The organism is Chryseolinea soli (assembly GCF_003589925.1).
GTDB lineage: Bacteria > Bacteroidota > Bacteroidia > Cytophagales > Cyclobacteriaceae > Chryseolinea > Chryseolinea soli.
In genome coordinates, this window is record NZ_CP032382.1 from 6185602 (window position 1) to 6200116 (window position 14515).

Sequence of the window (14515 nt, forward strand, 5' to 3'; positions counted from 1 at the left end):
CTACGCTTTACGTAAATTTACTAAAATTGCTCAATTCAATCGCGGATCTACCGGATAGTTCGAATATACGGAGAAACGTCCGCCCATATTGTCTAACGCTTTTTTCCAGATAACGGTTGGATCGGTGTCGAACAGCAACGTATCATCCACGAAGTCGCAAACGATCCAGGAATCTTCCTGCAGTTCCGATTCGAGTTGTCCCTGCCCCCACCCGCTGTATCCGAGATAGAAACGAATGTCCGACGGTTTTATGACGGATGTATTCAACTGTGTCATCAAACTTTGAAAATCGCCACCCCAATAGATGTCATCCTGTATCTTAACAGCATTCGTTATAGATGTGTTTCGGTGCAGGAAATGGAGTGTATCCTGTTGCACGGGACCACCCACGAAGACGATGTCATCGAGGTTGCTGGCTTCTTCCATCACTTCGGCGATCTTGAGAATGGAGGGCTTGTTAATGACAAAACCAAACGACCCTTCTTCGTTGTGTTCGCATAACAAGACCACGGTCCGCTCAAAATTCGGGTCGGGCAGAAAAGGTTCCGAGATCAGCAACCTTCCTTTTTCCGGCTTCAGCTTGTTTCGATATTTAAAAAACTCCATACCACACGTTAAGGTTGTTGAATTTTGGCCCCATTTGTCCGTCTTTCAATACCTGAATAAAATACTTCGTACGCACCTGTGCAAATTTTATTTCTTCCTAAACTTGCAGCATCAAAATCGTCCTATGCAACACCTCGCCGATATACGAAAAGAATATTCCAAAGCCGCCCTGGACATCCTCAGCATGTCGACCAACCCAATTCAGCAATTTGAGAGTTGGTTTCAAGAAGCGTTGCATGCTCAAGTGCTGGAACCGAATGCGATGTGCCTGGCCACCGTCAATGCAGACAATCGTCCGTCTGCACGCATCGTGCTCCTAAAGGGCATCGAGAATGGAGCCTTTCTTTTCTACACCAATTTTCAGAGCGATAAAGGAAAAGAACTTGAAAATAACCCTGCTTGTGCGGCAACATTCTTCTGGCCCGAGTTGGAACGCCAGGTGCGCATTGAAGGAACTGCGACGCGCGTGAGCGATAAAACAGCGGAAGCCTACTTTCAAAGCCGGCCGCGCGGATCGCAAATCGGGGCATGGTCGTCACCCCAAAGCTCGGTATTGGAGAACCGCGAGATCCTGGAGGAACGCGTGCGGCAAATGGAACAAAAATTCGAAGGAAAACAAGTACTTCCCAAGCCCCACCAATGGGGTGGCTTTCAAATCGATCCGCTGCTCATCGAATTCTGGCAAGGACGGCCCAGCCGCCTACACGACCGCATCGAATACACCAAGGTCGAAGGCACCTGGAAAGCGCATCGCCTGGCGCCTTAACGCAGGTCGAACAACGAATTCACACCGGGATAGCGACGCACGGTATAGCCCTCTCCATGGGTGGTCCCAATGGCGTGACCAAATTCAACGGCCCGGGCTTCGATCATTTTCAGAAATGTTGGATTGGAAATATAGGTCTCCGGTTCGGTACTGCTGGGATCGTAGAACTGCGTCTTAAAGGCCCGGAGGGCGGCCATCTTTGTCTCCCAGAAGCCGGATATATCTACGATAAAGTCGGGTTCAATGAACAGGCTCTGGATGGAATGGTAGAAGGCTTCCGGACGCCAGGGAGCCTGCGCATGGCCGTGATCGTCCTGGGTTGTGATTTTGACCAGTCCCGACAGGAAAGATGCGTCATAGGCCAGGGAAGCGCCTTTGCCGTGGTCGATGTGCCGGTCGTAGACGGCGTTGGCCAGGATCACGCGGGGCTGGAACTTGCGGATGGCCCGGACCACCGCCATTTGGTGATCGGGGTCGTTTTGAAAAAAGCCGTCTTTCAACCCCAGGTTCTCACGCACGGCGATACCCTGGATACGGGCTGCCTCGGCGGCTTCCTCCTTGCGGGTCTGGGGGGTGCCCCTCGTTCCTAACTCCCCTTTTGTAAAGTCAACAATACCCACCTTATATCCCAGCGACACGTGCTTGGCAATGGTGCCCCCGCAACTGATTTCGGCATCGTCGGGGTGGGCGGAAAGAACGAGAATATCGAGTTTCAAATTCGGATGCGGTATTTGGTGGATACTGTTTTGTGGGAGCCGGCTTAGTGCACGGCTTCCATTTCCTTGGCCACCAGGAACTTCTCGGCATCCAGGGCACCCATACAACCGGTGCCGGCGGCCGTGATGGCTTGGCGGTATACTTTGTCGGCGGCATCGCCTACGGCAAACACGCCTTCGATGTTGGTCTTGGTGGACCCGGGCTGCACCTGGATGTAGCCGGTGTCGTCCATGTCGATCCAACCCTTGAAAATATCGGTGTTCGGCTTGTGGCCGATGGCCAGGAAGAATCCCTGAATGTCCAGCACCTTCTTGGCGCCGGTCTTATTGTCTACGAGACGCACGCCCGTAACCCCGGTCTCGTTCCCCAGGATCTCTTCCGTTTCGGAGTTCCAATGGATCTCGATGTTGGGCGTGTTCTTCACGCGTTGTTGCATGATCTTGGAGGCCCGCATTTCATCGCGGCGCACAATGAGGTGCACCTTGGTCACGAGGTTGGCCAGGTAGGTCGCTTCTTCGGCAGCCGAATCACCGGCACCGACAACGGCCACGTCCTTGCCCCTGTAAAAATAACCGTCGCACACTGCGCAGGCAGACACTCCGTTGTTATTGAATTTTGCTTCGGAAGGAATTCCCAAATACTTCGCGGTTGCGCCCGTGGAAATGATCACGCTATGGGCAATGATCTCATCCTTTTCGTCTACCACCACCTTGTGTGGGTAGCCTGAAAAATCCACTGACGTCACCACGCCGTAATGCACCTTGGTGCCAAAGCGTTCGGCTTGTTTCTGGAGATCCACCATCATCTGCGGGCCGTTGACCCCGTCGGGATAGCCGGGGAAATTTTCAACATCGTTGGTGATCGTCAATTGTCCTCCCGGCTGGGCGCCGGTGTATAATACGGGTTTCAAGCCGGCGCGGGCCGCGTAAATGGCGGCGGTATAGCCGGCGGGACCTGAACCGATGATGAGGACTTTTACTTCTTCTTTTGCCATGTCTGTTAGCGTCTTATAAATTCCGGGTAAAATAAAAGGTCTCGGAATGCGAGACCCTTCAATATTCTAAAATCGTACTTTCTTAACCGAGGTAAGGCTTTAAAGCTTTGCTTCTGCTGGTGTGACGTAACCGTCTGATAGCCTTTTCTTTGATCTGACGAACGCGTTCGCGGGTCAAATTGAACTTCTCTCCGATCTCTTCCAAGGTCATCGAGTGTTCGCCATTCAGTCCAAAGTATAAAGTGATCACATCGGCTTCGCGTTGGGTCAGGGTCGACAGTGCGCGTTGCACTTCGCGGCGCAGCGAGTCGTTCATCAGACCGGAGTCCGGTGTTTCTTCGCTGTCGTTTTCCAACACGTCGAGCAGGCTGTTTTCTTCTCCTTGCACGAACGGAGCATCCATGGACACGTGGCGTCCGGAGATCTTCATGGTATCCACTACCTCGGCCGTTGTCACGTCCAGCACTTCAGCAAGCTCTTCCGGGGAAGGCTCGCGCTCGTACTTCTGTTCCAATTCCGAAAACGTTTTGGAGATCTTATTCAGGGAACCCACGCGGTTCAAAGGCAAGCGAACAATACGGGATTGTTCGGCCAGCGCCTGAAGGATGGATTGACGGATCCACCATACGGCATAAGAGATAAATTTAAAACCACGCGTCTCATCGAAACGTTGTGCGGCTTTGATCAAACCCAGGTTTCCTTCGTTGATCAAATCACCTAAGGAAAGTCCCTGATTTTGGTATTGTTTTGCCACCGACACCACAAAGCGGAGGTTGGCCTTCGTAAGTTTCTCTAATGCTATTTGATCTCCCTCCTTGATACGCTTTGCCAACTCTACTTCCTCGTCCGGCGTAAGCAGGTCAACCTTGCCAATTTCCTGGAGGTACTTATCCAGTGACTGGCTTTCGCGGTTGGTAATTTGTTTACTGATCTTTAGCTGTCTCATTCTCTAAATATACAATTCGTTTGTTTAACAATATACTGTCAAAATATAGTTCCTGTCAATCCAGTTCTTAACGGATTTAGGCCGGAGTAGTTTCCGGACGTGGAGGTCTGGGCAACAGGACTTTTCTAGAGAGACGGTATTTGCCGGTTTTTTTGTCTACTTCGATCAGTTTTACTTTCACTTCTTCCCCTACTTCCAGCACGCCATCCATGTTTTCGAGGCGTTCCCACTTGATTTCGGAGATGTGGAGCAAACCGTCTTTGCCGGGCATAAACTCAACGAATGCGCCGAAAGGCATGATGGACTTCACTTTACCATCATATACTTCGCCTACTTCGGGAATGGCCACGATGCCTTTGATGCGTCGCAGGGCCGCTTCCATCACATCTTTGTTGCTGGCAAACACGTTCACCACGCCTTTGTTGCCAACTTCTTCGATCACCACGGTTGCGCCGGTGGTGTTCTGGATGTCTTGTACCACTTTTCCGCCTGGGCCGATTACGGCGCCGATCATGTCTTTCTCGATGATCACGGTTTCGGCACGTGGCGTTTGAGGCTTCAAATCCGGTCTGGGTTGGCTGATGGTCTTCTTCATCTCGTTGAGGATGTGAAGTCTGCCTTCTTTCGCCTGGAGCAATGCTTCACGCATGGTCTCATAGGTCAAGCCGTCTACTTTCAAGTCCATCTGGCAGGCGGTGATGCCTTTCTCCGTTCCGGTCACTTTGAAGTCCATGTCGCCCAGGTGATCTTCGTCACCGAGGATGTCGGAAAGGATGGCGTATTTGCCCGTAGCAGAATCGGAGATCATACCCATGGCAATGCCGGATACGGAGCTCTTTACGGGAACACCGGCGTCCATAAGGGCCAGTGAGCCTGCACATACGGTGGCCATCGAAGACGAGCCGTTAGACTCGAGAATATCGGAAACAATACGGATGGTATAGGGGTTCTTTTCTTCCGGGGGAAGCACTTGCTTCAGGGCACGGAACGCCAGGTTGCCGTGGCCCACTTCGCGACGTCCGGGGCCGCGGTTGGGTTTCACTTCGCCGGTAGAGAAGCCGGGGAAGTTGTAATGCAAAATGAACTTGCTGGAGCCTTCGATCATGGCACCGTCGATCATCTGCTCGTCCAGTTTGGTTCCGAGCGTCACGGTGGTCAGCGACTGGGTTTCACCACGGGTGAAAACCGCAGAGCCGTGGGGCGACGGCAAGTAGTCGACCTCGCTCCATATCTCTCTGATTTCCTTGGTCTTACGGCCATCCAAGCGAACGCCTTCGTTAAGAACGAGGTCGCGGGCGGCTTTCTTTTGGATCTCTTTATAGTATTGCTTTACGAGCAGTTTGTTGATGGTCGTGTCTTCGGGAAGGGCGTCCAGGTATTCGTCCAGAATGCTGGAGAAGGCTTCGGAGCGCTCGCTTTTGTTGGTGATGAGCTTGCGGGCGGCGGCGTAGGCCTTGTCGTACATGAGTTTCCACAATTCCTGGCGCAGGTTCTCGTCGCTGTCTTCGTGGCTGTAGGTACGCTTCACGGTCTTGCCTACGGCTTCGGTCAATTCGATCTGGAGACGGCACTGATCCTTGATGGCTTCATGTGCCACCTTCAGTGCTTCCAGCATATCGTCTTCGCTCACTTCTTTCATTTCGCCTTCCACCATCAGGATGTTCTCGATCGATGCACCTACCATCAAATCGATGTCGGCGATCTTCTTTTGTTCCATGGTCGGGTTAACGACGAATTTGCCTTCCACGCGGGCCACCCGTACTTCGGAGATGGGACCTTGGAAAGGGATATCGGAAACCGACAAAGCAGCCGAAGCGGCAAAGGCGGCAAGGGCATCGGGCAATGCATTTTCATCGCCGGAGAGGAGATATAACATCACCTGGGTGTCGGCGTGATAGTCGCTGGGGAACAGCGGACGGATACAGCGGTCAACCAGGCGGCTGATGAGTACTTCGTAGTCGGAGAGTTTGCTTTCGCGTTTCAGGAAGCCGCCGGGGATCTTACCCGTAGAAGCGAACTTTTCTTGGTAATCAACCGAAAGGGGGAGGAAATCGGTGCCTTCTTTGGCTTCTTGAGCGGATACCACGGTGGCGAGCAACATGGTGTTGCCCATTTTGAGCACGACCGAACCGTCGGCCTGGCGTGCAAGTTTACCGGTTTCAATTGTTATTTCGCGTCCATCGGGCAGCTTGCAGGTTTTGGTGATTGCAGTAGGTTTCATGTGTTGTTTTTTTTACGTCTGACAGCGACAACACCTAAAACAGCCCTGCGACCGGCCTTGTTGCCAGGGGGTTCGCGCGGCTATTTCAGGATGCGTCAATGTGGTCCGAAGACGGACTTAACTTATTTTAAATGCAAAAAGGGAACCTTTGGTTGGGTTCCCTTCGGGGAATGTCTTGTAATTACTTTCTCAGATCAAGATCTGCCAGCACTGCGCGGTATCTCTCGATGTTCGTATTTTGGAGGTAATTCAGGAGCTTCTTGCGCTTACCTACCAGTTTCATGAGGCCTTGCTGGGTGGAAAAGTCTTTTTTGTTTTCCTTTAAGTGGGCCGTGAGGTGGTTGATTCTATGCGTAAAGAGGGCAATCTGTGATTCGGCAGAACCAGTTTCTTCTTTTTTCTTCGCAAAGCCGTGTTTCGCGAACAGGTCTTGTTTAATTGCTGTAGTCAGATACATTTCAAAAAATGTTTTTTTTCCTTTATTTCAGGGGGCAAAGGTAAGCCAAAACGGCCCAATTTTGCAACATTTTGTTGAAATATTCGACTTCTCCCCTACGCCTGCTGCGCACGCAGTTGCCGTCTGCGGGCAAACCATCGCTTCATCTTGTCGATAGCAACTAGATAAAAATCAGCCTCAAACAGCCTGGCATCCGCCCTGGCTTGCCGCAGGAACAGGGCCCCCACGGCCAGCAGCACAAAATCCGACAGCCAAACGCCCATGGCGACGCTCACCGTCCCCTGCTTGGCCAGTTTCTCGCCTTGCATGCTCAGAACATAGAATACGATAAAGAAGAAGATCGACACCAGGAACGGCACCCCCAACCCCCCGCGCTTGATGATGGCCCCCAAAGGCGCCCCAATGAGGAACATCGCGATGCAGGCAAACGAGCTCGCCGGTATCTTATTCCACTGGATATTGAATTCTTTCAGGTCCTTTTCATAGTTGTCGACACTACTGTTGGAGTTCATGATCTGACTTTTTACCTGGCGGGCCATGTTGGTGGCGCCCTGCATGACGTCGCGGCCAATGGGCATGTTGAACACGCTGTCGATACGGGCCAGGGAAGCCGAGTCGTAATTTACAGTGACCTTCTTCACCGTTCGTACCGGTGCCGGCGCGGGTTTTTCGTTGAATTTTTTCTTACGGGCCGCCAGCAGCGCCCTTCGTTTTTCATTCTTGATCTTCAGGCGCTCCTCCCGTTCTTTTTCGGCGTTCACCGAATCGCTGCCGGTCTTCTTCACACTATCAGGCGTCGTGGCCACGGGGCTGATCTTGCTCAGGTAAGGGATTCGGTTGATGGAGTCGCGGTACGTTTTATAGGCCTGTATGTCCGGAGGCATGATCAGGGAATCGTGCTTGTGATAATAGGTGAAAAAGGATGGCTTGTTTTGGTAGTAATTCAATTGCTGGTTGAGCACTTCGATATTGATGGAGTCGATGTCCGACGTCAGCTCCGACATGTTGCGCATGATGCGGTTGCCCTGGAACCACTTCTTGTCGGTGGATTGCAACGCGAACGATGACAGGTCGAAGACCACCTGTGATTTGGCAAACTTGCTGCGGCTCAGGGCCTGGGGATTGGCGTTGCGTTGGCCCGTCATTTCGCGCTCGTTGCTGGTGCCTTCCGTGTAGCGATAGCCATTGAACAGCTCGAACTTTAAATAGCGTTCACCCAGGATGGTGTACATGCGGCCGCTGTCGGCGATCATCACTTCTTTGTTGCCGTCGTTCTTCCGGTGATCATAGACAATCACTTCTTTAAGTGCCTTGTCGTCTTTGGGGAACTTGTGGTTTACCTTGATGCTGATGTTATCGATGCCGTGATAGAACACGCCTTCGCGCAACTCGAGGGCCGGTTTCTTTTGCTTGATATCATAGAGCAGGCTGTACGCTTCCAAGGCCGCCTTTGGCACAAGGTTGTTGTTGATATAGAAGGCCAGTACGGTGAGCAAGAGCACAAAGAAAAAGATCGGCCGCAACGCTCTCACCAGGGAAATGCCCGCGCTCTTGATGGCCGACAGCTCGAAATGTTCCCCCAGGTTTCCAAAGGCAATGAGCGACGACAACAAAACGGCCAACGGCATGGCGGTGGGCACGGTGAACACGGCGAAGTAGAAAAACAACTGTCCCAGCACGAGGCCGTCGAGGCCCTTGCCGATGATGTCGTCGAAATATTTCAGCATGTTGATGTTCAGCAGGATAAAAACGACAACGAGGAAAGTGATGAGGAACGGTCCCAGGAAGGCATCTAAAACGAGTTTGTCTATTTTTTTCATGGGGTATGGCTTGCGCGCAAAACAAAGGTCAAAAATAAGGCCAACCTGTTAACCCATCATTATAAAACAAAAATAATTACATCCCTCCTTTAACCGCCCACGGTTTTCCGGAGGGTTTCCACCAACCCATGCCAGAGGTCGTTGAGCTCTTTCTGATCGTCGAAGTCGGAGTAGTCGAAGATCTTGATGTAGACGGATTGGGTGAGGTCGTTGAATTCGAGGCGCAACTCGAAGTAGGAAGGATCTTTCTCATCGTCTTTGTTTTCGGGGAGAAATTCGAAGCGGGCGAAGTGGTTGGTACGAAAGGCAGCGAGCTTGGCTTTGTGTGCTTCGTTGTCCCAGAAGAAGGTAAAAGATTTGTCTTCGTTGTTGATGGTCACGTCATCGGCAAACCATTCTGACAGACCGCTTGCCGTTTGAATGTAGGGATACAGCATCTTGATCGAGGCGTGGATTTCGTAATCCGCCGTGAACAACTTTTTATTGGACATGCTGAGGGTCGCCATTGTAATTCTTTCGTGCGATTGAATTTAGGCCAATTTATTTAGTATGGCAAACATGATTTTGACCCAAATAAGGAACTATTGACGCAAATGACCTGTGGTGAGGGATCTGAAGGGGTATAAAAAGAGTTGGCGTTTTTCTTGTGGGGAGGTGAGCCCCGTCGCCCGGAAAAGTAAAGCGCTTGCATTTCTGCAAGCTCCTTGCTTGTAGCGCGGGGGAGATTTGAACCCCGTCCGGCTAGGCGGATATGAATCCTGTGCTCCCAGGTAATGTCATAAAAAAAGCCCGCCATTTCTGCGAGCTCTTCTTTTGTAGCGCGGGGGAGATTTGAACCCCTGTCCGCCTAGGCGGATATGAGTCCTGTGCTCTAACAGGTAATGTCATAAAAAAAGCCCGTCATTTCTGCGAGCTCTTCTTTTGTAGCGCGGGGGAGATTTGAACCCCCGTCCGCCTAGGCGGATATGAATCCTGTGCTCCCAGGTAATCATAAAAAAAGCCCGCCATTTCTGCGAGCTCTTCTTTTGTAGCGCGGGGGAGATTTGAACCCCCGACCTCAGGGTTATGAATCCTGTGCTCTAACCAACTGAGCTACCGCGCCATTTTGTTTTCAAATTCACTACCGACTTATACCTAACATGTCCTTAAATCTCTGTCTGAACCCCCGTCCGCCTAGGCGGATATGAATCCTGTGCTCTAACCAACTGAGCTACCGCGCCATCTATTGTCGATTTACATTTTTGAACCCCCGTCCGCCTAGACGGATATGGATCCTGCGCTCTAACCAACTGAGTTACCGCGCTATGTCTCGATTCCCAAAAAATTTGGGAGCGCAAACTTACAAGTTGTATTGAATTTTCCCAACTAAGATGCGAAATTCTATTATTTCAGAGCTTCCGGTTTTGGTAGGCGGTGAAATCGGGGCGGGTTCGTTCGTAGTCGCTGAAGAGCAAGGGTGATGCGAACAGGAAGTCGGCAGTGGCGCGGTTGCAGGCGACGGGGATGTTCCAGACCACGGCGAGCCGGAGCAGGGCTTTAATGTCCTGATCGTGAGGCAATGGCTCGAGGGGATCCCAAAAAAAGATTAACATGTCGATGCGGCCTTCGGCGATGAGGGCGCCGATCTGTTGGTCGCCGCCGAGCGGCCCGCTTTGGAGTGAAGTGACTTCGAGGCCGACGTCTGATTTTAATAATTTTCCTGTTGTGCCTGTGGCAAACACCTTGCACTTTTGCATGCTTGCTTTGTTCAATTCCGCCCACTCGACGAGTTCTCGCTTCCGGTTATCATGCGCGATGAGGGCGACGGTTTTTGTACTCATATCTAATTTAAACTTCATTCTAAAAATACGGTATTGCAGGTTCTAAACCTTATTCTATTTTTGCCACCCTGTCATTAAAAATATGGACCAAGAAAATATCGCCCGTTGGGTAGAACAAATTGCCAAGGAGTTCTCCCTGCAAATCAAAAATGTGAAAGCCGTTGCCACACTGCTGCAGGAAGGATCGACCATCCCTTTCATTGCCCGCTACCGGAAGGAATTGACCGATAGTATGGATGAAGTGATGATCGCCAATGTCCGCGACCGTCTGGAGCAACTGGATGAACTCGACAAACGCCGCGAAGCCATCATCAGCTCGGTCGAGAAACAAGGTAAACTCACCGTTGAATTGATGCAGTCCATCGTGGCGGCCGTGACCTTGGCCGAGCTCGAAGACATTTATTTGCCGTTCAAACCAAAGCGAAAAACACGCGCCAGTGTCGCCAAAGAAAAAGGACTCGAGCCGTTGGCACAAAAGATACTGGAACAAGAGAAGTTCGATCCCGAAGAATTTGCCAAGTCGTTCATTGATAGCGAAAAGGGCGTCGCCAATTTACAGGAAGCTTTAGAAGGCGCCCGCGACATCATTGCCGAGTGGGTCAGCGAAAATCCCGAGACACGCAAACGTGTACGCGAATTGTTCTGGAGCGAAGGCACACTGGATGCTAAAGTGCTGAAAGGCAAAGAAGGTGAAGGCCAGAAATACAAGGATTACTTTGAGTGGAAAGAGCCTATCGCGCAAACACCATCGCACCGGCTACTGGCCATGCGGCGCGGCGAAAAAGAAGGCATTCTCGCCCTCGATATTTTTCCGCCCGAAGAAATGGCCATCGGTTCCATCGAGCGTCAATTTGTGAAGAACGAGAATGCTGCCGGTGAACAGATGAAGCTGGCCATCAAAGACAGCTATAAACGACTGCTTCGCCCGTCGCTGGAAACGGAGATCCGCATGGAGTCGAAAATGAAGGCCGACGAAGAGGCCATCAAAGTTTTTGCCGACAACCTGAAAGAGCTGTTGCTGGCCGCGCCGCTGGGTCAAAAAAACGTGCTGGCACTCGATCCGGGTTTCCGCACGGGCTGTAAAGTGGTGTGCCTGGACCGCCAGGGAAAACTTTTGCATCACGATGTGATCTACCCGCACGAACCCCAACGCGAAACCGCAAGAAGCGCAGCCCTTATAAAATCGCTTTGTGACAAATATGAGATCGAAGCCGTCTCCATCGGCAACGGTACGGCCGGCCGGGAAACAGAAGCGTTTGTTAAAGGCATCGGCCTTAACAACAAGATCATCATCGTGATGGTCAACGAAAGCGGAGCCTCCGTGTATTCCGCTTCGGATGTGGCCCGTGAAGAATTCCCCGACAAGGATGTGACCGTTCGCGGCGCAGTGTCTATCGGCCGGCGTCTAATGGATCCGTTGGCCGAGTTGGTGAAGATCGACGCTAAATCGATCGGCGTAGGTCAATACCAGCACGACGTGGACCAGACCAAACTGAAACATGGATTGGATGACACCGTGATGAGTTGCGTGAACTCCGTGGGCGTGGAAGTGAACACGGCCAGCAAAGAGCTCCTCTCCTATGTGTCGGGCCTGAGCCCTGCCCTGGCTAAGAATATCGTGGAATATCGCAACCAGAACGGGCCGTTCAAAGACCGCGAGTCGTTGATGAAAGTGGCGCGTTTGGGTGAAAAAGCCTATGAGCAGGCTGCCGGTTTCTTACGCATCCAACAAGCCGAAAACCCCCTCGACGCCAGCTCGGTGCACCCCGAACGCTATGCCTTGGTGCAGCAAATGGCCACCGATCTGGGCTGCGGCGTGAAAGACCTCATGACCAGCGCTGCCCTGCGCAAACAACTGGACCTCCAGAAGTATGTGTCTGAAAAAGTGGGACTTCCCACTCTGAACGACATTATAAAAGAGCTTGAAAAGCCCGGACGCGACCCGCGGAAGGAATTTGAAGTATTCAGCTTCACCGACGGCGTCAATTCCATTGGAGATCTGAAACTTGGCATGCGCCTGCCCGGCATTGTAACGAACGTAACCGCTTTCGGCGCGTTTGTCGACGTGGGCGTTCACCAGGACGGCCTGGTACACATCAGCCACCTGGCCGACAAGTTTGTGAAAGACCCCAAAGAAGTAGTCACCGTCCAGCAAAAAGTAATGGTCACCGTAGTGGAAGTGGACGTGCCCCGCAAGCGCATCGGCTTGTCCATGAAGAGCGACCCGTTCGGCCAACCGGAACCTGCTCCAAAAGCCGCGTCGCCGAAAGGCAATTCCCCGAAAGGGAAGAAATCGGGTCCTGGCCCGGACCGTGGCGGCAATGGTGGATCCCGTCCCAAGGAAAAGGAGAAAGAGCTGAGCATGGAGGAGAAGCTGGCCATGCTGGTGAGCAAGTTCAAGAAGTAAGCTCAAAAATCCTTTTAACTTCGCATACTTTATAAGAAAACCCTAGCCTATGCTACCCAAACATAACCCGACTACCACTGAAGCCTGGCAAAAACTGGAGATCCAGTTCCTGACCCTGCAAGCGTCGCACATGCGCGAATTGTTTGCAGAAGACCCTCACCGGTTCGAATCCCTTCACGCCCGCTTTGAAGACATCCTCGTGGACTACTCAAAGAACCTCGTGATTGGCGAGACCCTGAAGGATCTGGTCGCGTTGGCCGACGAGGTGGAGTTGAAAGACGCCATCAACGCCATGTTCCGGGGCGAGAAGATCAATCAGACCGAAGGCCGCTCCGTGTTGCACATTGCCCTGCGCAACCGCTCCAATAGCCCCATCGTGGTGGACGGCGAAGATGTGATGCCGGAGGTGAACCGCGTGTTGCAACAAATGAAAACCTTCTCCGGCAAGATCCTCGACGGCTCGTGGAAAGGCTATTCCGGGAAAGCCATCACCGACATTGTGAACATCGGGATCGGCGGATCGGATTTGGGGCCCTATATGGTGACGGAAGCCTTGCGTCCGTATTGGAAAAACATCACGCCTCATTTTGTATCCAACGTAGACGGTACACACATCGCGGAAACGGTAAAAAAATTAAATCCGGAAACCACGCTTTTCATCATTGCTTCGAAAACATTTACCACCCAGGAGACCATGACCAATGCCGAATCGGCTCGTGCATGGTTCCTTGAAAAGACCGGTGGTAAAGGCGAGGTGGCCAAACACTTTGTGGCCGTGTCCACCAATGAAAAAGAGGTGACCAAGTTTGGCATTGCGCCGGAGAACATGTTTGTGTTCTGGGACTGGGTTGGTGGCCGCTATTCTTTGTGGTCGTCGATCGGGTTGTCTATTATTTGTACGATCGGTTTCGAAAACTTCGAGCAGCTTTTGGATGGCGCGCATGCCATGGACAACCACTTCAAGGACGAAGCCTTTGAAAAGAATATCCCCGTGATCCTGGCTTTGCTGGGGATCTGGCACAACAACTTCTTTGGGGCGGCTTCAGAGGCCATCCTCCCCTACGATCAATACCTGCACCGGTTTGCCGCCTATTTCCAACAAGGCAACATGGAAAGTAACGGCAAGTCGACCGACCGCGGGGGCAAGCCGGTAACGTACCAGACCGGTCCCATCATTTGGGGCGAGCCGGGTACGAACGGGCAGCATGCTTTCTACCAGCTGATCCACCAGGGCACGAAGATCATTCCTTGTGACTTCATCGCGCCGGCCATCAGTCACAATCCGATTGGCGATCATCACGACAAACTATTGTCCAACTTCTTTGCGCAGACCGAGGCGCTCATGATGGGCAAGACCCTCGAAGAAGTTCAGAAAGAATTGGCCGCCAATGGCATGAATAAGGAGGAAATTGCCCTCCAGGCACCGTTCCGGGTGTTTGAAGGTAATCGTCCAACCAATTCCATCCTGTTCCGGGAGCTTACGCCGCGGACGCTGGGAAGCCTCATTGCCATGTATGAGCACAAGATCTTTTCACAAGGTGTTATCTGGAATGTGTTCAGCTTCGACCAGTGGGGTGTGGAGCTGGGCAAGGTGTTAGCCAAGAAAATCCTTCCCGAGCTCACATCGAAAGAAGAAATCACTTCGCACGACTCTTCTACGAATGGCCTAATTAACGAATTCAAACGATTGAAGTCTGTTTGAGTAAATTCTTGATTGCAAACTAAACTATGTCCATTATTTTTGTTGGATTTTGAATCTGA

The 14515-nt window shown here is 51.9% G+C and carries 12 protein-coding genes and 1 tRNA gene; 3 read left to right on the forward strand and 10 right to left on the reverse strand.

Going from position 1 to position 14515, the window contains the following annotated elements; translation table 11 throughout:
- Nucleotides 1-30 precede the first annotated feature (30 nt).
- Complete coding sequence (locus D4L85_RS25905; RefSeq protein WP_119757030.1) at nt 31-606, reverse strand: YqgE/AlgH family protein; 576 nt, start codon at nt 604-606, stop codon at nt 31-33.
- Between the two features lie 124 nt (nt 607-730).
- Between D4L85_RS25905 and pdxH the strand changes: the two genes are divergently transcribed.
- Nucleotides 731-1372, forward strand: a complete 642-nt coding sequence (pdxH, locus tag D4L85_RS25910; RefSeq protein ID WP_119757031.1) for a pyridoxamine 5'-phosphate oxidase — start codon at nt 731-733, stop codon at nt 1370-1372.
- Here pdxH and bshB1 read toward each other — a convergent pair.
- From bshB1 to D4L85_RS25955, 9 genes are all read right to left on the reverse strand, one after another.
- Nucleotides 1369-2088, reverse strand: a complete 720-nt coding sequence (bshB1, locus tag D4L85_RS25915; protein ID WP_119757032.1) for a bacillithiol biosynthesis deacetylase BshB1 — start codon at nt 2086-2088, stop codon at nt 1369-1371. The two genes, pdxH and bshB1, sit on opposite strands and share 4 nt — an antisense overlap.
- Nucleotides 2089-2132: 44 nt before the next feature.
- On the reverse strand, nt 2133-3083 hold the full coding sequence (gene trxB, locus D4L85_RS25920) for a thioredoxin-disulfide reductase (protein ID WP_119757033.1): 951 nt from the start codon (nt 3081-3083) through the stop codon (nt 2133-2135).
- Between the two features lie 82 nt (nt 3084-3165).
- A complete protein-coding gene (locus D4L85_RS25925; RefSeq protein ID WP_073130761.1) occupies nt 3166-4029 on the reverse strand; it encodes a sigma-70 family RNA polymerase sigma factor in 864 nt (287 codons plus the stop codon).
- A gap of 76 nt (nt 4030-4105) precedes the next feature.
- Nucleotides 4106-6250, reverse strand: coding sequence for a polyribonucleotide nucleotidyltransferase (gene pnp, locus D4L85_RS25930; protein ID WP_119757034.1), 2145 nt, complete (start codon nt 6248-6250; stop codon nt 4106-4108).
- A 181-nt stretch (nt 6251-6431) separates the two neighbouring features.
- Nucleotides 6432-6707: a 30S ribosomal protein S15 gene (rpsO, locus tag D4L85_RS25935; RefSeq protein ID WP_073130765.1), complete on the reverse strand. Its 276-nt coding sequence runs from the start codon at nt 6705-6707 to the stop codon at nt 6432-6434.
- Between the two features lie 95 nt (nt 6708-6802).
- Entirely contained in the window at nt 6803-8527 is a 1725-nt protein-coding gene (locus tag D4L85_RS25940) for an LptF/LptG family permease (RefSeq protein ID WP_119757035.1), read from the reverse strand.
- Nucleotides 8528-8616: 89 nt separating this feature from the next.
- Nucleotides 8617-9018 carry an START-like domain-containing protein gene (locus D4L85_RS25945; RefSeq protein WP_073134672.1) on the reverse strand — a complete coding sequence of 134 codons (402 nt, stop codon included), beginning with the start codon at nt 9016-9018 and terminating at the stop codon, nt 8617-8619.
- A gap of 537 nt (nt 9019-9555) precedes the next feature.
- Nucleotides 9556-9629 (reverse strand) — tRNA-Met (locus tag D4L85_RS25950).
- 286 nt (nt 9630-9915) lie between these two features.
- A complete protein-coding gene (locus D4L85_RS25955; protein ID WP_228450633.1) occupies nt 9916-10347 on the reverse strand; it encodes a methylglyoxal synthase in 432 nt (143 codons plus the stop codon).
- An 82-nt stretch (nt 10348-10429) separates the two neighbouring features.
- On the opposite strand from D4L85_RS25955, the gene D4L85_RS25960 reads away from it, so the two are divergent.
- Together D4L85_RS25960 and pgi are read left to right on the forward strand one after the other, a co-directional pair.
- The gene (locus D4L85_RS25960) at nt 10430-12754 is read left to right on the forward strand and encodes a Tex family protein (protein WP_119757037.1); all 2325 of its coding nucleotides are present in this window, start codon (nt 10430-10432) and stop codon (nt 12752-12754) included.
- Nucleotides 12755-12803: 49 nt separating this feature from the next.
- Complete coding sequence (gene pgi, locus D4L85_RS25965; protein ID WP_119757038.1) at nt 12804-14456, forward strand: glucose-6-phosphate isomerase; 1653 nt, start codon at nt 12804-12806, stop codon at nt 14454-14456.
- Nucleotides 14457-14515: the final 59 nt, after the last annotated feature.